The organism is Spiroplasma endosymbiont of Amphimallon solstitiale (assembly GCF_964030965.1).
GTDB lineage: Bacteria > Bacillota_I > Bacilli_A > Mycoplasmatales > VBWQ01 > Spiroplasma_E.
The window spans coordinates 327,905-351,577 of the sequence record NZ_OZ034999.1; the positions used below are offsets into that span (position 1 = coordinate 327,905).

Here is a 23,673-nt window from a genome sequence, read left to right on the forward strand (position 1 = left end):
TTATCATTCCTTAAAAAATGCTTTTTTATAATGTTTAGTTTTTGTTTTAGTTTTTCTATGTGCAATATGAATAACTTTTTTTTGTAATTTCTTTTTACCTTTTTCTACAACTTGACTATATGCAAATTTTTCTAAATGATGTAATAGTCCAGTACCAAATAAAGTATTAACTGAAAATTTTAAACCAACACTTTTAAATGATTTATTAATATTTTCAATAGGATTATTAATAACATTTACTACTTTATGATAAGTTCTTATTATTTTAAATATTTCTCTATAAACTTTAAAACTATCTCTAATTACTTGTTGAACAACTGGTGGAGCAAATGCAATTGCTTTTAATCATTTATTACGACTAATTCCATAACCAATATATCAACCACTATATCATCTATATCAATGAAACGGGTGTATTTGAGTAACAAAAGTTTCTGCTTTAAGAATACTATCAACAACTGTAATTGGTTTATACTTAGGATTACGATGATAAATAGTAATTGCACATTTACTTAATGATAAAGGTTGAATTTTACAACCCATAAATACTGGTGAATTTAATGGAATTAATTGTGCATGTTTAATTGCTTTTTTCTCTGCACTAGTAAATAAATTTGTTGTTTTTTCTTTTAATTTATTAATTTTTTCAAATGCTTGTTTTTCTAACTTTTCAAATTTCTCTTGTAATTTATATATACTTTCTCGTAATTTTTCAAAATATGGAGTATCTTTTCAAAATTTATTTAAACCTTTTTTTAAATAAAATCTAATATCAAAATATTTAAAAGTTTGATTTGCTTTTAAAACAAGTTGATGAATAATACTATTTTTAAAATTAAATTTAATAACATTTGCACGAATTTTTTGTAAATCCAAAATTAAAGATTTACCATATCTATTCTCTGTATGTATTGTATGAACTAAATTTAATCAATCATGTTGGTTCATTTTTAATACTTTTTTTAAATCAGTATTATATTTTTTTAAAAAGTTATTTGCTTTTTCAATATCTTTGATTTTAAATTTAGGAGTTAATTGTGGACTTAATTTTATTAATGTATTTTGTAATAATAAATAATCTTTCAACTCTTGGGTTTCTAACTTTTTAAAATTATTTTTAAATTGTCTTTCAGCAACATATCCTAAATTTTGTATTATTGTTTCACGATTAGGAGCAAAACTATAATTGAATAAATAACGTTTATTACCAATAATTTTATCTGTTAAAATTTCTTTGCCACTTACTTGACTAATAATTTCTTGTAAATTTTTTGCTTCTTTAACACCAATTTGTTCTAATGTTTTAGTTTTTTGTGCTAACTTAATAAATTTAGTAGTACGATAACCACGACTAATTTTATTAATTCCAGCAAATGCAGATAATATATTAAAAAAAGTATTTAATGGTGTTACATTTCCTTTTAAATAATCATAAACTTGATTAATAGTAAAATCAGTTAAAAACTCTACACCAACAGCACTAATACTAGCAATTAAATCACTTGCACCTAATCCAAGTGCTACACTTTCACTTAATCCACCAGTAAAAGGAGCAAATGCCACTGCTATTACTTGTACACCAATCATTTCTAAAATTTCTCATCAAAAACTTTTATTTTCTTGTTGTTTACTAATTCTAGTATGTTTTGGTTTATTTATATTTAAAAGTATTGCTGTATTAGTTGTACCAATTGGCATGATTAAATTTCCTTAATTATTTAAGAGTTATTTTAATTGGATTTGTTGAACCTTTATAATTTGGGTCATTTATATTTGCTCTAATAACGACATATAAATCACCAGTTTTTTGTTTATTATTACTAATTATGTTTTTACCTTGCTCATCACTAAAATATTTAATAGTTGGATTTTCTAAACTTGGATTTAAACTATTAATTTCTTTTGCATATAAAATATTTGTATCTAATTCTTTATTAGTTTTATCTGTTTTTGTAGTAGGATTATTTATTGTTAAAGTTGTAATTTTAGATTTTAAATCATTTTTTACTTCACTTTTAATTACTCCGCATAACATTCAACGTGATGTTGTTTCTTTTTTTGACATATAAGGAATTGATTGACCAAATACTTCGCCACCAACTAAATAAGTTCTTCCAACTTTACCGTCTGCAACTTGTTGTAAATAAATAACTGTATTTTGTAACATATATCTTTTCATTGCTTTTGGTGTTGCTAAAATAAAACTCATTATTTCTTCTTCATTTTTATCATTTGTAAATGTCATATAATCATCTAATACAATTTGACATAATACACCTTTTACATATAAATCATTTCCATTTAAACGTAATTGTTGTGCTAATTCATTATCAGTAATTATTCCTTTATTATCTGCTAAATAAACTAAACTATCATAAAGATTATTAGTAATAAAAAATTTACAATTTGTACTATTTCTTAATTGAAATAAAGTATTTCATGCAGATAACATTGCTTTTAAATATCCAATTGGTGTTGTATCAGTGATTGTTACTTTTGTAGCAAATTGAGAGATTATATTAGTATCATCATTTGCTAATTTATCTGTTAAATCATTAGCAACTTCATATTGCATACTATCTAGTAAATTTTGTCCATTTTCAGCATTTAAGTCAATATTTGCAATCGTTTCACCAGCAAGATATGATTTTTCAATTATTTTTTCAATTTTATCAGTAGTAGCATATCCAACATCATATCTTTTGCTTTTGTCATCTCATGAAATAACTTTAACTTTTGGGTCTTTTGGTAATTTAATAATAAATTCTATTTTTGTAGAGTTAACCATTTCAATAGGAAAAAAGTTTGCTCATGGACTATTTGATTGTTTAAAAAATTCAATGAATTCTGGTGCTTCAACTAATTTTTCTGTGTTATTTAAGTTTGTTTGAATATTAATTGCCATTTTGTATAATTTCCTTTCTTATAATTTATTTTTATTTTTATAATCTAATAAAGAATTAATTTTAATTGGTATTTGATTTGTTAATATTATTTCTTGTTTACCACCTGTATTAATTGGTTCTTTAAATAGTGGTTGTTCTTTAATAATTTTCTTAATAGTATCTTCTATTTTTGAATTTTCTATATCATTTGTTTTAAATTTTAAATAATCATAAAATTCATTTTTAACTTGATATTTTTTAAATATATTAATAATTTCTTTTTCTTTAATTTCTTGATTAATTTTATTTAACTTATTTTCTGCTTCATTAATTTTATTTTCTATTTCTTGTGAAACATTATTTTCAGTTAAAGTTTGAGTTGTTTGTTGTATATTAGTTTCATTTTCTAACATTTACATCACACCTTTATTATTTAATTTCTTTATTAATTTTTTCATTTAGTTTTGCCAATTTTTTTTGATGTTTTATAATTTTATTATTTGCTCTAACATGCTTTGGAGTTGTAATAAATCGTTTTAATAAAACAATAATTTCTCTACAAATTAATGTTCCAACACTTGTTCCAATAATAATTAATTCATGTATAAATTCTTTCATTTCAATATTTTCCTTTCATTAATTAATTTTTTGATTTGTATCTAATTCCATTACTAATATTTGATAATCTTGAATATAAGCATTTTCTAATATATGATGTTTATAATTTTTATGAAAACTAGTAGCATTTTCAATTGTAGAAAATAATTTATATTTTGTTTCAATTCCATAATTAGTTTTATATTTTAATAAATAAGCATATCTCATTTTAATATTCTCCTTTTTTATAAATGATAATAATTTTCATCAAATTCTAAATTTGCATTAACATTAACTTCACTCATATTATCACTACCATATTGACTATTTGTTTCACTATTAATCGAAAATCTATTATCATTATTAATTAAATGTGCTATTTCATTTGTAAACGAAGTCTCTTGCATTTCTACATCAAATTTTCTTTCGATAGGTAATAAATTATGAATAATTTCACTTGCACCAGCAACTATCGTTGGAATAGCATAAGCATTATTAAAATCATTATTAATACCCATAGCAACACCACTTGATATTAAACAACCACCAGTAGCCATATTACATATCTTTCTTATTGTTTCAAATCTATGTGGTATTAATTCTGTTAATCCCGCAATAAGATTTGAAATACCATAAGCATTTAATGAAATATAAGTATCTCAATCCATTAAATTATTAGGATTATTATTTGTACTTAATAATGGTCATGGTGGGGTTTCAGTAGTTGTTGTAGGTATTGAAGTAGTAGTTATAGGCATAGGTGTTGTAGTAGGTTCTATTGGATTAGTAGTATTTTCTATTCATTTTGAATAGTTTGCTAAACCAATTGTTCCTAAACCTAATAATATTTTTTTACTACTATTAATTATTTTTGTTTTATTACTTGGTCTTTGATTTAAATTTCATATATCTAAACCTAATTTTTTACCAAATAATAAACTATTAATTGAACCTAATATTGGATTTCCTATAAGTTGACCATAATAAGCACTTGTACCTATCATTGCTGAAATAGGACTTATTCCAGTTCTTATTAATTTTAATAAAGTATAATTTGATTGTGAATTTTCTGTATTTGGCATAATTTTCTTCCTTTAATTTTCTATTTTTTTAATTCAAACTTTTACTCAACCTTGATAAATATCATTATCACCAACTATTAATGCAACATTATCTTCTGGATCAGAAATAATTATATGTTGTGATTTAATATTTGGATATTTCATTAATATAATTGCTCTAATATCATTATGAGTACGAAGTGCTTGCGGTGATGGTGTTAATATTTCAATTTCATCTTTATCACCAAATAAAGTAGGTAAGATAATCATTCTTTATTTCTCCTTATTTTTAGTTAAATTATTAACTATTATTTCTAAACATTTCATACATCAATTTTTACTTAATCAGATTCTTTTATTACATTTTTTACATTTATTCATTATTAAATTCACCATTAATTATTTTTTGTAATAAAATATCAAGTATTAAATCTATTTCTGTACCATTATAGAATTTTTGTTGTTTTTTAATATAATTAATTAATTTTTCTTTATATTCATTAATTACTTTTTGTTTAAACTCTTCTCTTAATTTTTCTATATTATGTAAATGTTCTTCTGTTATTTCTATATTACGTTTTCTATTATATTCATTAATAATTTCTTGATCTTTATTCATTATTTATTCCTTTCATTTTTTAAATCATTTAACATTAATTGAACAAAATGCACGATTTTTAGGAATGTTTAAGGTATTAAAGATTTGACCAGTTACTATAATTTCATCGTTTTTGTTTAATAAAATACATCGTTTATAAAATTTTGGGTTATTAAAAATTAAAGTAACATAGTTTAATCCATTTCATTGACCACGAACAGTATAATATAATAATTGTTTATTACCTTTCTCATGATATTTTGCTTCAATAGTATTACTAAGTTTTACTGTTAATTTAATGTAATTTTCTTTATTTTTCATTTTTATAATTCCTTAAATAATATTGAATATGTTTGTAAGCGTCTTGTTCATGTTTTGTAAAAATGATATTTCCTTTATAATTTTCTATTTTATTTTTGTTTTTTGGTTCATTTTCATGATAATCTCAGTTCATAATATCTTCTACTAATACCATTAAAGCACCAATAACTTTTGGTGTTGCTAATGGATTAGTTAGTAACTGTTTTGAACTTAAAAAGAAATTTTCAACAATAACTAATATTTTTTTATTATCAAATTGCTTTTTAATTAATTCAAAATATTCTTTATATATATTTTTACTTTCTAAAACTGTTTTTGCTTTAAATGTTTCATTAAAAATAATATTATTAGTTTCATTTGAATATATAACAATTCCATTATTACCAATACCAGCAGGGTCAATACCAATGATTAATTCGTATTGCATTTATTAATCATCTCTACATCAATCACAAACATATCCATATGGTTTTGTATAATCTAAATGTTTTTCAATATCATAATTATCTTCATATCTTTTAGTATTATGTTGTTCTGCTTCTAATTCTGTTTTAAAGTGATAAAGCATATTTATATCATCATCATTATATAATTCATCACATTCTACACATCTTTTTCTTCTCTTTTTAGTTTTATTCATAATCAAAATATCCTTTTCAATTATTTTTGCTGTTTGTTTAAGGTATTTAGGTAATCTATCGTAACAACTATCACATATTAAATAAGGTATTGGTCAATTTTTATATTTAATAGTTTTAGTAGAATTATTAATACAATCTCATCAATTTTTATTTATACAAATTCTTAATTCACATTTTTTATTTTCATTAATATTCATTTTTATATTATTCATAATTTATTTATATTTTTTTCTAGTTATTAATATTCAAAAACATTTATTACAGGTTCTATTTGCAAATGATGAATTTTTATAACATATATCACAAGAACTAATCTTTCTATAATTTCTACTATATTCCATAAGCATTTTATTCCTTTCTTTAATTTTTACTTATAGTAATTAATAAAATTATTAATCCAATTAAGGTTGAAATTGAATAAATAATTATTTTTATTTTTAATCACTTTTTTTGATGTTCTTTTGCTATTCTTATTTTTTGTTCTATTAATTCTTTCTTTTCTTTTTCTTCCATTTTTATTTTCTTTTCTAATATATTCTGTTGCTTTTAGCATAAAGAATATATATTTTTATTTTTAGATTATTAATACTATTAATTATATTTTTTAAGAAAAATGGGCTCAAAAATAAATTGTGAAATTTTAAAAAACATTAAGGCATTCGATTCAATATTTATTTAATTTATGTTTAATAAATTAATATTTTAATTGAACCGGCACCGCTTAATTTTTTTTACAAGTTTTAAATTTATTTTCTCGCCCAAAAAATTTTTCAAAAAAAATAAAAAATAAAACCAACACTTACTCACTTGGTGGTGATAAGGTTGGTTAATTAAAGAATAGAATTAATATAGTAGGTTCCCTAGCAGGTCTATATATACTAGTTTCCAATTCGCTCCCACCCCAAGAATTACCATTACTGGTTAGTATAATTTATTAGGTATCACTCCACTTATTATTTATCCATGCAAGTCCACATGTTTTAGCTACTATTTTTAACAACTGTGTTGTAGTTCACTGTTTTAATTCTCTAACACGTGTTGATAATAGTGTTAAAGACGGTTATTAAATTAACTTTCTCCTACTTGGTCACTGCGTGTAGTAGATATTTAAAGGGTGCTAATAATAAAAATTTTAAAATTTTACAATTACAAAAAAAGACAAGATTATTTCTTGTCTTTTTCCTTGTTGATAATTTTAATTTAACTTATAAAATGTATATTTTATTTTTTTTAAATACGTCGAATATAAAATATAAATTTAATGTTTTAAGAAAAGAGAATAATTTTGTCTAATTTTAATGATTTTTAAAATAATTCATTTAGAAATAAGTTAATTATGTAGTAATTTAATTTCCTACTTTTTTGGGAACCTCCCAATATGCTAATTTTACTAATACCACTACTTTTCTACAAAATTAAAGTAATCTTCTGTATTTTTCTAATCAAGCAAAGCTTCGTTCTACAATTCATCTTTTTGGTAATACTACAAAAGTATGTAATTCATTACGTTTTATCACTTCAACATTTGCATTTATGATTGTTTTGATTTCAGAAGCAAATTTTTCACCAGTATAACCAGCATCTACTATTATTTTTTGAACTGCAGAAAGATTTTCTTTTTCATTTTCAATCATTATTATAGCGCTATTACGATCTGTTTTTTCTGCTGTGGTTATGTAAATTGCATGTGGTAAACCTTGAGAATCAACAACAATATGACGTTTTATGCCTGAAATCTTTTTACCAGCATCATAACCTTTATTTTCAGTAGTATCTGTATTTTTAACACTTTGCGAATCAATTATACAAAAACTAGTTTGTTCTTTGCGATTATTATTGATACGAACTTTTTTAACTAATTTTTTTTAAAATTAATTGCAATACACTAGGTTCTTTACCATTATTTTTACTTCAAATTTGAAAATAATAATATACAGTTTGTCATTTTGGAAAATTTTTTGGTAGCATTCTTCATTGACAACCACTTTTTAATACATATAAAATTGCACAAAATACTTCATATAAATCTAAACTTCTTGGTTTTGTTTTCTTTTTGCTATTTTCTAAAATTGATTTTATGTTCTCAAATTGTTCTTTGGTGACATGACTTGGATAATTTTTATGCATATATACCTCTTATTTTAAAATATATAATCATTTTACATTATTTTCGAAAAGATTCTAAACAGGTTCTTATAGTATCATTTGTTTCAATTACTCGTTCTGCTTCTGTTCTTCAATTTATTTGATCTAATTTTTCTTTTAATTATGTAGAAAAGTATGGATGACCAAAAATTATTCATCAATTTACACTTAAAATATTATTTTTAATTAAAAATTTGTTAAAAGTAACATTATTTAGTGTAAAAATTCTCTAAAAATAACACTTTATCATGTATCATTACTTTTCTACAAAATTAAAGAATTTTTCTCATTCAAAATATATTTTTTGTTGTAAATATTTTTGATTTTCAGAAGAATTTTTCATTTTTCTTTGGCATTCTTCTATTTCTTTTTTATTTCCTTTAGTTAAATTTTTAAACATTTATGTTTCCCACCTTTTTAAAATAAAAACTCATTTACTTTAAAATAAAGTAAATGAGTTTTTTATAAACTAAACATTATTTAGTTTTAGTAAATTATACTAAAAAAACTAAAAAAGGTGTTGATTAAACTTTTTTTAGAATATTTTTTATTTTCTTTAATTAGTATGAAAAGTTATAAAATTAAATTTAATTTTTAAAATAAAAAACTAGTCATTAAAAATATTAATGTTGTTACTAAATTAACAATATATTATAATAACTATTATTATTTAAAAAAAGGAGAATATATGCAAAATAAAGAAAAAATTCCAACAGCTCATATTAAAGCTGCTCGTGATCAAATTGCAAAAGTAGTAATTATGCCAGGCGATCCATTACGTGCTCAATTCATTGCTTCTAATTTTTTACAAGATTGAAAACAAGTAAATAATGTTCGTAATATGCTAATGTTTACTGGAAAATATAAAGGATATAATATTACTATTGCTGCTAGTGGTATGGGTATGCCTTCAATTGGTATATATTCATATGAGTTATTTAAATTTTATGATGTTGACTGTATTATTCGTGTTGGTAGTGCTGGTTCATATCAAAAAGATGTTAAAGTTTATGATATTATTAATACTACTAAAGTATATAGTGAATCTACTTTCGCTAAATATGCTGCTAATATTGATGAAAATCAAATTGAATCTGTTGGTAATATTAGCAAAATTATTAATAAAGTGGCACAAAAAATTGATAATGAATTTGATCAGCAAAAAAATGAAAATTCTTCGTATATAGTAAGTGAAAAAATAAATTTAAGATTAGGTTTAATTCATTCAAGTGATGTATTTTATCGTATTAATGATAATGATTATAAAACTAATCCTTTAATTAGCAAATGCTTAGCAGTAGAAATGGAATCTTTTGCTTTATTTGCTAATGCAAAACATTTAGAAAAAAATGCGGCTTGTTTATTAACAATTTCTGATTCTTTTATTACCGGTGAATCAATTTCAGCAACATTACGCGAAACTAGTTTTAAAAAAATGATGATTTTAGCTTTAGAATCAGCAGTTGCTTATTATAAAGGAGAGGATATTGATGATAATCTTAGCAATAGAAACTAGTTGTGATGAAACTAGTGTTGCTGTTATTAAAGATAAAAATGTTTTAAGTAATATTATTGCTTCACAAATTAAGCTTCATCAACAATATGGTGGTGTTGTTCCAGAATTAGCAGCACGAGCTCATAGTGAAAATATTGCTACTGTCTTACAAACAGCAATTGAAAAATCTAACATTTCAATTATGGATATTGATTTTGTTGCTTATACTAATACTCCTGGTCTTGCTAGTTGTTTACACGTAGGTAAAATTATAGCAGAAACTATTGCTGCTTATTTAGAAAAGCCATTGCTTCCATGTAATCATTTGTATGGACATTTGTATGCTTCTTTAATTAATAATGAATGAGAATTTCCAGTACTTGGTTTATTAGTTAGTGGTGGTCATACACAGTTGATGTTGGCAAATGAACATTTAAATTTCAGTATACTTGGTCAAACATTAGATGATGCTGTTGGTGAATGTTATGATAAAGTTGCAAGAATGTTAGGTTTAAAATATCCGGGTGGTCCTGAAATTGAACGAAGTGCTAAATTGGGAAAGCCAACTTATAAATTACCATTACCTAAAAATGATAATAGTTTAGATTTTAGTTTTAGTGGTTTAAAATCAGCATGTGCTAATTTGATAAATAAAGAAAAAGGTAAGTTACAATTTAATAATTTTGCAACTTCTTTTCAAACAACGGTTATTCAAGTATTGATTAATAAAATTGAATTAGCATTAAAAAAACATAATCCAAAAACCTTAGTTTTAGCAGGAGGAGTTAGTGCTAATCAGCAATTAAGATTAGCAGTATTAGATTTAAAAATTAAATATCCAAATTTAAAAATAATTGTTCCAAAATTAGAATACTGTACTGATAATGCAGCAATGATTGGTATTCTTGCAAGTTATCAAATTGAACATAAGTAAGGGTGAACTCATGATTATTGGTATTATTGGTGAAGCGGGAGTAGGTAAGACAACTGCTACAAATTTTTTTCAAAATAAAGGTGCGTATGTTATTTTTGTTGATAAAGTTGTTAAACATATTTATACACTAAAAGAAACAAAAAAAGCATTAATTAATGAATTCGGTGATACTTTTATTAATAATGATAAAACAATTAATAAAATAAAATTACGGTATGAAGCATTTCAACACCCTTATATTTTACGTAAATTAGAAAATATTATTTGACCAAAAATGATAAAAATTGTTGAAGAAGATATTATTCGTAATAAAATACACCAAGAATTAATTGTTATTGATTGTGCAGTATTATTTAATGCAAATTTAAATTTATTAGTTGATAAAATTCTTTTAATTGAGGCTGAGGAAGATAAAAAAATCCAACGAATAAAAGAACGTGATAATGTTAATGATTTACAAGTTATTTCATTATTAAATCAACAAAAAAAATATTTAATTTTAAATAAAGATATTGATTTTATTGTTAAAAATAACGGTACTATTAATGATTTTATTAAACAATTACAAAAAGTTGAAAAAAAGTTATTAACAAATAAAGTATAAAGATTAATGTTTTTTACTTTCCTGAATTGTAAATATAAATGGGACAGTTTTTTAAAATAATTGTATTAAATCTATTGGTCTTTTATAAGATAGTGATTTTCTGGGTGTAGAATTAATTTGAAATGCTATAGTATTTAAATCTTTTTGTTTATATGAAGATAGATCTGTAGATTTTGGTAAATATCTTCTTAAAATACCATTATTATTTTCATTTAAACCTCTTTGACAAGGTTTACCAGGATCTGCAAAATAAATCTTAACATTACAATTTTTTTCGATTAATTTTCATTTACTAAATTCTTTACCACGATCAAAAGTAATAGTTTTAACTGTTCCTTTTTGTAACTTTGAAATAAATTTTATTATACTTTTTGTAATATTTTCTGATTTATTATTTTTAGTTGCTAAAGGAATTGTGGTTTTTGATCATATATCAGCTAAAGTAATAATAGAACTTTTATGATCTTTACCAATGATAGTATCACCCTCTAAATGACCAAATTCTTCTATATTTTTAATATTAGGAATGATTAAATTTCTTTCATGAATAGACTTACAATTATTAATTCTGCCCCTAGTTTCTTTTTGTTTGTGAGGTTTATTTTTTCCTTTTCTCAATAAGTTATTTTCATCAAAACCCATTCGATTTGTTTTAAACATGTTATATAAAGTTTTTGTTGAAATACTTTTTATTTTATTTTCCTTTAAAAAATTAGCAATTATATCAAGAGCATAATTTTTAGTAATTAACAAATGATTAATAGTATTAATTTCTATTAAAGTTAAAATTATTAATTTTCTACCTGCATTTTGTTTATTTTTTTGAATTTTATTCAATATTTCTAATGGTAATAAGTTTTGATTTAATAATCTACAAACTCTATGTACAGTTGATTTACTATAATCAATGGCTTTTGCTATTTTACGAATCGAAAATCCATAACTTTTATATTCTTTTATTGCTATTATTGATTCAATAGTCAGATACTTATACATTGTGCTAATTCCTTTCTTTTCTTAATTATAGAATTAACACAATTTAATTTTTATATAAGTGTCCTTTTTAATTTTACAATTCAGGTTTAAAAAACAACAGTAAAGAATATATTAAATTATTTTTGTATATTAAAATGAAAATTTTCATAATAAAAAAATTAAGAATAATTTTAAAATAGTTGAGGTTAAAAAAATACATAGTAATGTATTTATAAATTACCAAAATTGTTTTTCTTGTAGTAGAATATTTATACAACTAAATAACAAGGAACTTTAGATGTTCGGGAAAAAGATGAGAATTCTTTGTTGCCCCAGCAACTGTGATGTTGATGAACGTTACAAAACCATTGAAGATAAAACTTTGAGAAGGGTAACAAGTAAAATGAAGCTAAGCCAGTAGACCGGTCTAATTTTTTAAGTAATATTATATTCCTGGGTGTGAATTAATGATTATTTTTAATAATTACTTTTATTTTTTAATATTTGTAATTTTAATAAAGTAATTTTTAATAATGATAACATCCTTTATATAATATAGGGGATGTTTTTAGTTGTGTAATTAAGTAGAGGGGTAATAATAAATGGCAAAAGATAACAAATATTTTCAACAATCACAGTCACCATTAGAGTATATTATGAAAAATTTTAATGGAAAAATGCGGTCTGTAAATTGAAATGTAATCAATGATGAAAAAGATTTAGAGGTTTGAAACCGTATTACTCAAAATTTTTGGTTACCAGAAAAAATTCCTGTTTCTAATGACTTGACTTCTTGAAAAACATTAAATCCAAAATGACAAGAGTTAATAACAAGAACATTTACAGGTTTAACTTTATTAGATACAATTCAGGCAACAGTTGGTGATATTGCACAAATACCTAATTCTTTAACTGATCACGAACAAGTTATTTACACAAATTTTGCTTTTATGGTAGCAGTTCATGCTCGATCATACGGAACAATTTTTTCAACTTTATGTTCTAGTGAGCAGATTGAATCTGCTCATGAATGAGTAATTAATAATGAAAGTTTACAAGCCAGAGCACGTGCACTAATTCCTTATTATACAAGTGATGATCCTTTAAAATCCAAAGTAGCTGCCGCTTTAATGCCGGGTTTTTTATTATATGGTGGTTTTTATTTACCATTTTATTTATCTGCTCGTAGTAAATTACCTAATACTTCAGATATTATTAGATTAATTTTACGTGATAAAGTTATTCATAATTATTATAGTGGCTATAAATATCAAAGAAAAGTTGAAAAGTTACCAAAAGAAAAACAAGAAGAAATGAAAAAATTTGTATTTGATTTATTGTTTAAATTAATTGATTTAGAAAAGCAATATTTGACAGAATTATATCAAGAATTTAATTTAGCTGAAGATGCTATTAAGTTTAGTTTATATAATGCTGGTAAGTTTTTACAAAATTTAGGATATGATTCACCTTTTAGTGAAGAACAAACAAGAATTAAGCCAGAAATTTTTAATCAATTATCAGCTCGAGCTGATGAAAATCACGATTTCTTTTCAGGTAATGGTTCATCTTATGTAATGGGCATTACTGTAGAAACGCAAGATGAAGATTGAGAATTCTAATTTTAAAGGAGAAAAAAATGCATAATGATGTTGTAAAAGTTTCAAACCAAAAAATATTAAAGCCAGAAGGAAAAATTCATGTTGTTTATTTTTCTTCTTTGTCAAATAATACTCATCGTTTTATTCAAAAATTAGAGGTTTTAAATTCAAGAATTCCTCACGATTTACAAGAGGAAATTTTAGTTGATAAAGATTATGTGTTAATAACACCAACATATAGTGGGGGTGGTGATATTAAAGAAGGGGCGGTTCCTAAACAGGTAATTAAATTTTTAAATAATAAGCAAAATCGTAATTTTTGTCGTGGTGTTATTGCGTCGGGGAATACTAATTTTGGTGATACTTTTGCAATTGCCGGGCCAATTCTTTCAAAAAAATTAAATGTCCCACTATTATTTCAATTTGAATTATTAGGAACTCATAATGATGTATCAACAATAAAAAATATATTAGTAGATTTTTGAGATAAAGATAAAAAAAATACTAATGAAATAAATACTTTATCTGGAACTTTAGAAAGTGATGAATATGTTACTTTAAATGCTAGAGCAAAAACTACTAATAATGCACAATTTGATTTGCAAGCAGCACAATCTTATATGAAAAATCATATTAAACCAAATTTATTACTTTTTAAAACCGTTAAAGAAAGAATAGAATATTTAGTAAAAAATCAATATTATGATGAAACAATAATTAATAAATATTCAATTACGGAAATTGAACGATTAACAAATGAAGCATACAGTTTTAATTATCAGTTTACGAGTTTTATGGGTATTTTAAAATTTTATAATTCTTATGCTTTAAAAAGTTTTAATGGTAAACAATATTTAGAAAATTATGAAGATAGAGTTGTTATGAATAGTTTATTTTTCGCTGATGGTAATATTGAACATGCTAGTAAAATTTTAAGACAAATTATGTCTGGTAGATTTCAACCAGCTACTCCCACATTTTTAAATGCAGGGAAAAAACAAAGAGGTGAATACACTTCATGTTATCTTTTACGAATTGAAGATAACATGGAATCAATTGCTCGCGCTATTACTACTTCATTACAGTTATCAAAACGCGGTGGTGGAGTTGCTTTGTGTTTAACAAATTTAAGAGAATTTGGAGCTCCAATTAAAAATATTAAAAATCAAGCAACAGGGGTTATCCCAGTTATGAAAATTCTTGAAGATTCATTTTCATATGCTAATCAACTAGGTCAAAGACAAGGTGCTGGGGCAGTTTATTTAAATGTTCATCATCCAGATATTATGTTATTTTTAGATTCAAAGCGTGAAAATGCAGATGAAAAAATTCGTATTAAATCAATGTCTTTAGGAGTAGTTATTCCTGATATTACTTTTGAATTAGCAAAAAACAATGAACAGATGGCACTTTTTAGTCCTTATGATATTGCAAAAGTTTATGGTAAAGCAATGACAGATATTTCTATTACTAAAGAGTATTATAATATGTTAAAAAACCCTGATATTAGTAAAAATTTTATTAGTGCTCGCAAATTATTTCAAATGATTGCTGAATTACATTTTGAAAGTGGATATCCTTATTTATTATTTGATGATACAGTAAATAAAAATAATGCTCATCCCGGTAGAATTGTTATGAGTAATTTGTGCAGTGAAATTATTCAAGTAAGTACAGCTAGTGAATTTAATAGTGATTTAAGTTTTAAAGAAATTGGTGAAGATATTAGTTGTAATTTAGGAAGTATTAATATTGCAAAAGTAATGGAAAGTGGAAGTGAATTTGGTGAGGTTATTTTTCAAGCAATTCATTCATTAGACCACGTATCAAGAAGTAGTGATTTTTCTAGTGCTCCGTCAGTTGCATATGGAAATAAAAAAAATCATGCTTTGGGTTTAGGCGCTATGAATTTACATGGATTTTTAGCAACAAATCATATTTTTTATGATTCAAAAGAAGCAATTGATTTTACTAATATTTTCTTTTATGTTATGGCTTATCATGCTTTTAGTGCTTCAAATAAATTAGCATTAAAATTTGGAAGTTTTAGTGGATTTAAAAATTCAAAATTTGCTGATGGTTCATATTTTGATAAATATATAAAATGTCAGTCAGATAAATGAACTCCTGAAACAAAAAAAATACAAGAATTATTTACAAAATATAACATTATGATTCCAACTCAGAAGCAATGAAAAGAATTAGTAATAAAAATTAAAGAAACGGGATTGGCTAATTCACATTTAATGGCAGTAGCACCCACTGGTTCAATTAGTTATTTATCTTCGTGTACACCAAGTCTACAACCGGTAGTCGCTCCTGTTGAGGTACGAAAAGAAGGAAAATTAGGTCGTGTTTATGTTCCTGCTTATAAGATTGATGATAATAATTTAGCATATTACACTGAAGGTGGATATGAATTAGGACCTAATCCAATTATTGATATTGTAGCAGCTGCACAACAGCACGTTGATCAAGCAATTTCTTTAACTTTATTTATTACTGATAAAGCGACAACTCGTGATTTAAATAAAGCTTATATTAGAGCCTTTAAAAAAGGTTGTTCATCAATTTATTATGTTCGTATTCGTCAAGAGGTTTTAGAGGATAGTGAAAATTATCAATGCAATGTTTGTGTTGTATAAATTAATTAGATTATTGAATAGTAGTTTCAAGTAATAAATAAATTTGTTACAAATTTAGTAATATATTATTTATTTAATTTAAAAAATAGTGAAATTTTATTTTGGAATATAGGATTTTTAAAAAAAAATTAAAAAATACATAGTAAATTTTAAAATTAAAGTTATAATAATAATTGTAAAAAAAATAATTATTATAACTTTGGAGTGGTACTCAAGAGGCTGAAGAGGACTGATTGCTAATCAGTTAGGACGGGAAACTGTCGCGAGAGTTCGAATCTCTCCCATTCCGCCATTATTTAAAAAGCATTAATTGCTTTTTTTTACTTTTAAATAATAAATTTATTAATAATTAGATATAATTTAATAAAGAACTCTTTATATTAAGGAGAAATCATGCGTAAACGAGTAAACTTACTTTTATCATTAATCTTATATATTGCTTTGATTGCAACAATAGTTTTTGTTATATTTAATTATATTAAATATTCATGAATTATTTTGATGATAATTATTACTTTAACTATTTTAACTGGTATTATTATTTTCATTACCAATCGTATGCAAGATGCAAAACTATCATGAATTATGGTTACCTTATGTTTGCCAATCATCGGTATTTTTTTATATTGAACTTTTGGTCGTCCTTATCGTTATCGACGAAAACAAAAAGCTTATTTAAAAACAAATAGTTATTTTTATACCCAAGAAGATTGAACTTTTGCTAATTCAATTTTAGAATCAAAAAAAATAACTTTGAGTGAGGATACTTTATCTTTATTTAAATATACAACAAGAATTTCTCATCGACCATTTTATAATAATACTGATGTTCAAATTTTAAATAATGGTCCTAATAAATTTGTTAAATTAATTGAAGATTTAAAACAAGCAAAAAGTTATATTTTTATTAATTATTTTATTCTTGGTGAAGGGGAGCTATTAGAAGTAATTATTAATGTTTTAAAAGAAAGGATTGAAGTAGGAGTTAAAGTTTATATGATTTATGATGCTGTTGGTTCATATTTTAGTTTATCTAAATATAAAATATGAAAAATGAAAAAAATAGGAATTATTATTCATAAATTTTCACCAGTTAGATTACCGTTTATGACAGGAAATTATAATTTTCGTAATCATCGTAAAGATATTATTATTGATGGGAATATTGGCTATGCTGGTGGAGTTAACTTAGCAGATAACTATATTTATCTTTCTGCAAAGTATGGCTTTTGAAGAGATACCCAAATTAGAATTGTCGGGGAAGCTGTTAAATCAATTGATTTAATATTTAGACAAGATTGAAATTTTATTACTGGTAATATTCTTGATATTACTGCTGAAAAATCTGAAATAAAAATTAAAAATAATATTATTGTCCAAGTAATTGATGATGGACCGATTACTAAGGAAACAATTCAAAAAGATTTATTTATTAAATTTATTAGTAATGCTAAAAAGCGAGTTTGAATTAGTACTCCTTATTTAATTCCAACTAGCGATTTAATTACTGCATTGCGTAATAGTGCTTATTCTGGTGTTGATGTTAGATTATCATTACCCGGAATTACCGATAAATTTTTATCATTAGATATGTCAAGAACTTATTATGATTCATTGATTGAGTCAGGTGTTAAAATTTATGAATATAATAATGTTTTTAACCATTCTAAGTCTGGTATTTTTGATGATGATATTACTATTATTGGTTCAACTAATCTTGATTATCGTAGTCTTTATTCAGATCATCAAACTTTAGTAATTGTTTATGATAGTAAAACAAATAGTGATTTATCTGCTTCATTTGAAAAAGATTTTATTCATTCTAGTTTAATTATTAGTAATCCACTACTACATCGTAGTTTTGTCTATCGGGGTGTATTTTTATTATTGCTTAGAATTTTAGCACCATTATTTTAAAAAAATTTAGTATAATTAGGTAAATATTAATAATAAGGTGGTCATAATTTATGGGTTGAAGTCGACGAATTAAAAAAATTAAAGAATATTTTAGTGATGAAAATCAACCTAATTTGGATATTTCTAAATTATCAGAAGACAATGAAAAAAAAACTCCTTTTTTTAATAGGTTTAAAAAACAAAAAAAATCTAATAAATCTTCTACTTTAACGAATAATAAAAAACGTAATAATATTTTTTTAAATTTTAGAAGAAGATCAACTATTCAAATTATTAAACATTTAGAAAATAAAAATATTTTTAACTTATTTTTTTATACTGATGTTAGTAATATTACATTAATATTAGAACAAGGAATTAAACCTTCTTCACAAATTAAATTATTGCCAAAGCAAGAATATATTGTTTGAACTTATTTAGAACATGCTACTTATTTAGAATTAGAGTTAGGTAATTCAACACGTCATTTTTTTTGAAAGTGATGTGCAGAGCAAAATGTTGATGTTAATAAAATAGCTATTATTTCTGTTGATATTCATAAACTATTTCAAAGCACTATTAAAGATTGAGGTTTAAATGTTGATACTAATCGTGTTCAAATATATGAAACAATTCCTGTTGAAGCTATTGATTGAATTTTGGTTAAAGATCGCAAAATGTTTCGTTTAGCTAAATTATATATTGATAATCAAAGACTAAAGTTAAAACTTTTCCAAGAAAATAATGGTAATATTACTTTAGGCTCTGATTAAATGGAGGTAAAATTATGCGTTGATCTGCAATTGTAATTATTGCTTTAATTCCTTTTATGACAATAATAATTATTTTATTTATACGTTTAAATCATCGTAATAATCAATATTATAATGTTATCCATGGTGATTTGTTAAGTTTAGTTCCATTGAAAATTGATTTAAAAAATGAAATTATTACTTTTTCTGAACGCTTAGAAGTTTTAAATCGTAAAAAACGAATTTCATTGTTTGTATTTAAATCAATGATGAATCGTAAAACTAAAGTAAAAATTGAAATTTTTATTCAAGATTTATTAGTGAATAAAGTTCCATTTGAGCCATGTCATTTTTCGGTTTCCTTCCAATTAGGAAGTAAAGTTATTGTTTATGATTTATCAATTGATTATTTTGATAATAATAAAGTTTTGTATGGTCAAATGCAAAGTAATATTCGTTATAATCGTTTTGCTATTTCACAAGCAATTATTTTACAACAAAATGAGTTAACAGTGGTAAAGTCAGTTTTTGTACAAACTATTTTAGATAATTTTAGTCAAAAAAAATATAATAAAAAAATAAATAGTCAATTTGAATATATGATTTTAATAAAAATAAAAAATTATTTAGCATTAGAAAATATTTTAACTGTTAATAATATTGAACGAATGGAATTATTAATTTCATATTATAGTAAAATAACTTTAGGATTAGATAATACTATTATTTGTAAATATTATGATGGTCAGTTTTTAATTTATTCTAGAAATAAGAAAATAAATTTATATCGATTCCAAAAAAAAATAAATAGTTATATTAAACGTAATTTAGTAGAAAAAAGTAGTTATTTGCAGATTCAAAGTCAAATATTATGTGTTTATGCTTCAGTAAAAACTGATGCTTCAAATGTCTATATATTATATAATAAAATTATTGATAAGAATCAATTAGAAGTAGTACAAAGTAGAGACTTAATTGAAATTAAATTGAAGACAAATGATATTTTAAATTATCCTGATTATAATCATTATTCACTTCTACAATCAGAACAAATGGAAAAATTATTAAGTGTTAGTATTAGACCGGTATATAAAAGTGATAATTCAAATGAGCCAAATTGTTACTATGCTTGATGAAATTTTGTTAAAAATTCTTATTATGTTTCGTTTATTGTTTTGATGCGTAATATTCAAGATTCGGGATTGTGGTGAAAAGTAAATGAGCCTTTATTTATTCAAACATTTGAAAAATTTGCGAAATTAAAACAAGAAAAAAACCTTATTCTTCCTGTTAGTTTAATTGAGTTACAAGATAAAACTATTTTAACAAAGTTGATTGCTCTTGTTAATAAGAGAAAAAATCTTTTTGAAAATTGTGATTTAATTTTTGATTTTCAAGATATTGGTGAAATTAATAGTTGGAATAAGTATGATTCAATTATTAAAACTATTCGTAGTAATAAAATAAAAATTTCTTTTACTCATGATTTACGTCATATTGATAATTTTAAATTAATTAATCATTTTAAGCCTGATTATGTAGTTTTAACTTCTAATTTATTAGAACAAGTTACTTTTAGTTTTAGTAAATATATTGATGTTATTATTTGTTTACATTATTTAAGAATTTTAGGTATTAAAAATATTTTAGCTCGTGGTATTATTAATGTTCCTGAAATTATTGTTTTAAAAGGATTAAAGGTTGACTATTTACTAGGAAAAGTATTAGAATCAGAACAAGCAAATAAAGTGCTAGATGCTTTAAATTACCCAAATTATTGGAAGTGACATAAAAGTCAATCAACGAAAGGTGAATAGGTCATTATGAATAATGCAAAGAATAAAAATATTACAGCAAGAGAGATTGATTTTGCCAAATGATATACTGATGTTATTAAGCAAGCAGAACTTTGTGATTATGGCGCAGAAAATGGTTCAGCAGCTGGTACCATTATTTTTTGCCCTCGCGGATATGCAATTTGAGAAAATATTCAACATTTATTAAATCAAAGATTTAAAATTTTAAATATTGAAAATGTAATGTTACCGCTTTTAATTAGTCAAAAAGCATTTCAAGTTGAAAAAGATCATATTGAGGGTTTTGCACCAGAATGTGCAACTGTAACTAAAGTTGGAAATAATCAATTATCAGAGGAACTAATTATTCGTCCTACTTCAGAAGTTTTATTTTGTCGTCATTTTTCAAAAATAATTAGTTCATATAAACAATTACCATTATTATATAATCAATGATGTAATGTTGTTAGATGAGAAAAAAATACAAAACCATTTTTAAGAACTAGTGAATTTTTATGACAAGAAGGACATACAATGCATAATAACGATGAAGAAGCAAAAAACTTTACATTAAAAATGATTAAGTTGTATGCTGATTTTGTTGAACAACAATTAGCAATTAAAGTTATTGTTGGTGCAAAAACAATTCACGAACGTTTTGCTGGGGCAAAAATGACATATACAATTGAAACTATGATGCAAGATGGACAAGCATTACAAGCCGGTACTAGTCATTATTTTGGTCAAGAGTTCACAAAGGTATTTAATATTAAATTTAGTAATAAAGACAATAAACAAGAATTAGGATATCAAACATCATGAGGTGTATCGACAAGATTAATTGGTGCTTTAATTATGGCGCATAGCGATGATCTGGGTTTAGTATTGCCATCTACAATTGCACCGCATCAGATTATGCTTTTAAATTTATCACCTAAAAGTGATAAATTTAAAATAACTGTTGAAAGAATATTTAAAATTTTAAGTTCTCATTTCCGAGTATTAATAAATGATGATAATAAAAGTTTTTCTTATAAGAAAAGTGAAAGTCAAATTAAAGGCATTCCAATTACTATTGCAATTGGTGAACAAGAAATTGAAAACCAAACAATTAAATTAATTTTACGTCATAACTTGGATACTATTGATGTTGAAATTAATAATGAAAAACTATTAGTAACAACTATTATTAATCAATTAAATAAATTAAATAAAGATTTATTTAATAATTCACAAAAAAAATTAAATACAAGTTTAAAAGAATTAACAGATTTCAATGAATATCATAAATTAGTTAAAATTCATAAAGGTTTCTTTATTGTACCTTTTTGTGATCAAATAAAGTGTGAAGAAGAAATTAAAAGTTTAACTGGTACAACATCACGTTGTATTCCTTTAGAACCGTATAAAAAACCAAGTAATTGTTTTAAGTGTCAAACTCCTAATAGTGTCTGAACTTATTTTGCAAGATCATATTAAAATTAGTCAGTTAAATAGAAATAAAATAGAGGAAAGATAATTATTTGTTCTTAAATTATTATTGTGATAATAATGAAAGAACAAATAAGTGCTGATAAGCAACTAATTGCTGCTATTTTTGTTAAATATGAACAAGCAAAATTAACATTAGCAAATAATAATTTTAAAGAAAATTATGTTTTGAAAGAGGATAGTGTTCACTATGCTAATAATATAGCGATAAATAAGGATTTAAAAAATTATGAAAAACATGTGCAAATTGTTGATACAGTTTTAGCATTATTACCAAAAAATGAATATAGTTATATTGTTAGAACGTTCTTAGTTAAATCAAATAAAAATTGATGAAAAAAATATTATCATATCAAAGAATATGAAAAATTAGAAAAAACGGCTATTAAGCGTTTTTTATACTTATATTTAATTTAAGGATATAAAATGAATATTAATAGCATTGATTTATTGAATTCGCGTAGTTTTTTAGAACAAAAGATGAATTTAACGAGTGATGTAAAAAACAGCTCCATTTATGAAAAAGAATTATTTTTAATTCCAAGATTTACAGTGGTTGGCTTTCCGATCCAAACTTTGCAAAAAAGCAGTTATTATTATATTGAACTTCAAATTGTAGAAGCATATAGTTATGATTTTGATATTAACAAAGAACCAAGTGAAGGATTACTTGACGATGTAACGTTTCAATATGATTTGAAGTATAGTAATATTAAGCAAGCAAGTGGACAACTTGTGATATCTAAATCAATTAAGTGAGTATTTCTTACTTCTTCATATTTAGAATTACTTGAAAATAATAAACTTGGTCCATATGCTGATATTTCTTTTTTACATATGGTTATGAAAACTTATAAGATAATTTTACCAGCAATAGCAATTAAAAAAGATAATATAAATATTTTAAATTATAGTTTTAATTGTAAAAAACCTAGTAATTTAAAGCAAGTTCGTCATATTAATAATAAACATAATTATGGAACACTTAGTTTTTACTTTAATAGTAATCCACAGTATCAATTACAAATTAAACCAAAAATGTTTATTACAACAAATTTTAATTTGGAAATTAAAAATCCCATTATTTTAACGACAGATTTCTCTTTTAATTATGTAGAAAAGTATGGATGACCAAAAATTATTCATCAATTTACACTTAAAATATTATTTTTAATTAAAAATTTGTTAAAAGTAACATTATTTAGTGTAAAAATTCTCTAAAAATAACACTTTATC

25 protein-coding genes, 1 tRNA gene, 2 pseudogenes and 1 riboswitch are annotated in these 23,673 nt (G+C 23.6%); of the genes and pseudogenes, 13 read left to right on the forward strand and 15 right to left on the reverse strand.

All coding sequences use genetic code 4. The features are described 5' to 3' along the window. The 13 genes and pseudogenes from AAHH39_RS02005 to AAHH39_RS02065 all read right to left on the reverse strand — a co-directional run. Entirely contained in the window at positions 1-1,698 is a 1,698-nt protein-coding gene (locus tag AAHH39_RS02005) for a hypothetical protein (RefSeq protein ID WP_342218659.1), read from the reverse strand. 16 nt (positions 1,699-1,714) lie between these two features. Beyond that, positions 1,715-2,905 carry a hypothetical protein gene (locus AAHH39_RS02010; RefSeq protein ID WP_342218660.1) on the reverse strand — a complete coding sequence of 397 codons (1,191 nt, stop codon included), beginning with the start codon at positions 2,903-2,905 and terminating at the stop codon, positions 1,715-1,717. Positions 2,906-2,923: 18 nt separating this feature from the next. Beyond that, the gene (locus tag AAHH39_RS02015) at positions 2,924-3,298 is read right to left on the reverse strand and encodes a hypothetical protein (RefSeq protein ID WP_342218661.1); all 375 of its coding nucleotides are present in this window, start codon (positions 3,296-3,298) and stop codon (positions 2,924-2,926) included. A gap of 16 nt (positions 3,299-3,314) precedes the next feature. Then, positions 3,315-3,503, reverse strand: a complete 189-nt coding sequence (locus AAHH39_RS02020) for a hypothetical protein (RefSeq protein ID WP_342218662.1) — start codon at positions 3,501-3,503, stop codon at positions 3,315-3,317. Between the two features lie 18 nt (positions 3,504-3,521). Beyond that, positions 3,522-3,710 (reverse strand): hypothetical protein, encoded by a 189-nt coding sequence (locus AAHH39_RS02025; protein ID WP_342218663.1) that lies wholly within the window; start codon positions 3,708-3,710, stop codon positions 3,522-3,524. Between the two features lie 17 nt (positions 3,711-3,727). Next, on the reverse strand, positions 3,728-4,564 hold the full coding sequence (locus AAHH39_RS02030) for a hypothetical protein (protein WP_342218664.1): 837 nt from the start codon (positions 4,562-4,564) through the stop codon (positions 3,728-3,730). Between the two features lie 12 nt (positions 4,565-4,576). After that, positions 4,577-4,813, reverse strand: a complete 237-nt coding sequence (locus AAHH39_RS02035; protein ID WP_342218665.1) for a hypothetical protein — start codon at positions 4,811-4,813, stop codon at positions 4,577-4,579. A gap of 103 nt (positions 4,814-4,916) precedes the next feature. After that, positions 4,917-5,162, reverse strand: coding sequence for a hypothetical protein (locus AAHH39_RS02040; protein ID WP_342218666.1), 246 nt, complete (start codon positions 5,160-5,162; stop codon positions 4,917-4,919). 3 nt (positions 5,163-5,165) lie between these two features. Next, positions 5,166-5,462 carry a hypothetical protein gene (locus AAHH39_RS02045; protein ID WP_342218667.1) on the reverse strand — a complete coding sequence of 99 codons (297 nt, stop codon included), beginning with the start codon at positions 5,460-5,462 and terminating at the stop codon, positions 5,166-5,168. Beyond that, positions 5,452-5,889 carry a hypothetical protein gene (locus AAHH39_RS02050; RefSeq protein ID WP_342218668.1) on the reverse strand — a complete coding sequence of 146 codons (438 nt, stop codon included), beginning with the start codon at positions 5,887-5,889 and terminating at the stop codon, positions 5,452-5,454. Before AAHH39_RS02050 ends, AAHH39_RS02045 begins: the two co-directional genes overlap by 11 nt. 3 nt (positions 5,890-5,892) lie before the next feature. Continuing rightward, complete coding sequence (locus tag AAHH39_RS02055; protein WP_342218669.1) at positions 5,893-6,300, reverse strand: hypothetical protein; 408 nt, start codon at positions 6,298-6,300, stop codon at positions 5,893-5,895. A gap of 163 nt (positions 6,301-6,463) precedes the next feature. Continuing rightward, complete coding sequence (locus AAHH39_RS02060) at positions 6,464-6,616, reverse strand: hypothetical protein (RefSeq protein WP_342218670.1); 153 nt, start codon at positions 6,614-6,616, stop codon at positions 6,464-6,466. 908 nt (positions 6,617-7,524) lie between these two features. Beyond that, positions 7,525-8,230: pseudogene (locus tag AAHH39_RS02065) on the reverse strand (IS5 family transposase); the annotation flags it as partial. A gap of 122 nt (positions 8,231-8,352) precedes the next feature. On the opposite strand from AAHH39_RS02065, the pseudogene AAHH39_RS13240 reads away from it, so the two are divergent. After that, positions 8,353-8,481, forward strand: a pseudogene (locus AAHH39_RS13240) (IS30 family transposase); the annotation flags it as partial. A gap of 23 nt (positions 8,482-8,504) precedes the next feature. Here AAHH39_RS13240 and AAHH39_RS02075 read toward each other — a convergent pair. Then, a complete protein-coding gene (locus AAHH39_RS02075) occupies positions 8,505-8,648 on the reverse strand; it encodes a hypothetical protein (RefSeq protein ID WP_342218672.1) in 144 nt (47 codons plus the stop codon). A gap of 288 nt (positions 8,649-8,936) precedes the next feature. Here AAHH39_RS02075 and AAHH39_RS02080 point away from each other — a divergent pair, with 288 nt between their 5' ends. From AAHH39_RS02080 to coaE, 3 genes are read left to right on the forward strand one after another with little or no spacing between them, the layout of a single operon-like run. Beyond that, positions 8,937-9,764: a purine-nucleoside phosphorylase gene (locus AAHH39_RS02080; RefSeq protein WP_342218673.1), complete on the forward strand. Its 828-nt coding sequence runs from the start codon at positions 8,937-8,939 to the stop codon at positions 9,762-9,764. Beyond that, positions 9,739-10,677 carry a tRNA (adenosine(37)-N6)-threonylcarbamoyltransferase complex transferase subunit TsaD gene (gene tsaD / locus AAHH39_RS02085; protein ID WP_342218674.1) on the forward strand — a complete coding sequence of 313 codons (939 nt, stop codon included), beginning with the start codon at positions 9,739-9,741 and terminating at the stop codon, positions 10,675-10,677. Before AAHH39_RS02080 ends, tsaD begins: the two co-directional genes overlap by 26 nt. A 10-nt stretch (positions 10,678-10,687) precedes the next feature. Beyond that, a complete protein-coding gene (gene coaE / locus AAHH39_RS02090; protein WP_342218675.1) occupies positions 10,688-11,281 on the forward strand; it encodes a dephospho-CoA kinase in 594 nt (197 codons plus the stop codon). Between the two features lie 51 nt (positions 11,282-11,332). Here the strand turns inward: coaE and AAHH39_RS02095 are convergent, their stop codons facing one another. Next, positions 11,333-12,277, reverse strand: coding sequence for an IS30 family transposase (locus AAHH39_RS02095; RefSeq protein ID WP_342217458.1), 945 nt, complete (start codon positions 12,275-12,277; stop codon positions 11,333-11,335). A gap of 258 nt (positions 12,278-12,535) precedes the next feature. After that, positions 12,536-12,701, forward strand: a riboswitch (cobalamin riboswitch). A 157-nt stretch (positions 12,702-12,858) separates the two neighbouring features. Between AAHH39_RS02095 and nrdF the strand changes: the two genes are divergently transcribed. The 9 genes from nrdF (at position 12,859) to AAHH39_RS02140 (ending at position 23,658) form a co-directional block, all read left to right on the forward strand. Further along, positions 12,859-13,878 carry a class 1b ribonucleoside-diphosphate reductase subunit beta gene (gene nrdF / locus AAHH39_RS02100; RefSeq protein ID WP_252319910.1) on the forward strand — a complete coding sequence of 340 codons (1,020 nt, stop codon included), beginning with the start codon at positions 12,859-12,861 and terminating at the stop codon, positions 13,876-13,878. A 17-nt stretch (positions 13,879-13,895) separates the two neighbouring features. Further along, positions 13,896-16,502: a class 1b ribonucleoside-diphosphate reductase subunit alpha gene (gene nrdE / locus AAHH39_RS02105; RefSeq protein WP_342218676.1), complete on the forward strand. Its 2,607-nt coding sequence runs from the start codon at positions 13,896-13,898 to the stop codon at positions 16,500-16,502. A gap of 201 nt (positions 16,503-16,703) precedes the next feature. After that, positions 16,704-16,794: transfer RNA gene (locus tag AAHH39_RS02110), tRNA-Ser, on the forward strand. A 101-nt stretch (positions 16,795-16,895) separates the two neighbouring features. Further along, a complete protein-coding gene (cls, locus tag AAHH39_RS02115) occupies positions 16,896-18,419 on the forward strand; it encodes a cardiolipin synthase (RefSeq protein ID WP_342218678.1) in 1,524 nt (507 codons plus the stop codon). A 50-nt stretch (positions 18,420-18,469) separates the two neighbouring features. Continuing rightward, positions 18,470-19,171 (forward strand): acetyltransferase, encoded by a 702-nt coding sequence (locus AAHH39_RS02120; RefSeq protein WP_342218679.1) that lies wholly within the window; start codon positions 18,470-18,472, stop codon positions 19,169-19,171. A gap of 14 nt (positions 19,172-19,185) precedes the next feature. Next, positions 19,186-20,967: a hypothetical protein gene (locus tag AAHH39_RS02125; protein WP_342218680.1), complete on the forward strand. Its 1,782-nt coding sequence runs from the start codon at positions 19,186-19,188 to the stop codon at positions 20,965-20,967. Between the two features lie 6 nt (positions 20,968-20,973). Beyond that, positions 20,974-22,425, forward strand: coding sequence for a proline--tRNA ligase (proS, locus tag AAHH39_RS02130; RefSeq protein WP_342218681.1), 1,452 nt, complete (start codon positions 20,974-20,976; stop codon positions 22,423-22,425). A gap of 72 nt (positions 22,426-22,497) precedes the next feature. Then, a complete protein-coding gene (locus AAHH39_RS02135; protein WP_342218682.1) occupies positions 22,498-22,854 on the forward strand; it encodes an MG284/MPN403 family protein in 357 nt (118 codons plus the stop codon). A gap of 9 nt (positions 22,855-22,863) precedes the next feature. After that, positions 22,864-23,658, forward strand: coding sequence for a hypothetical protein (locus tag AAHH39_RS02140; RefSeq protein ID WP_342218683.1), 795 nt, complete (start codon positions 22,864-22,866; stop codon positions 23,656-23,658). The last annotated feature ends 15 nt before the right edge of the window (positions 23,659-23,673 follow it).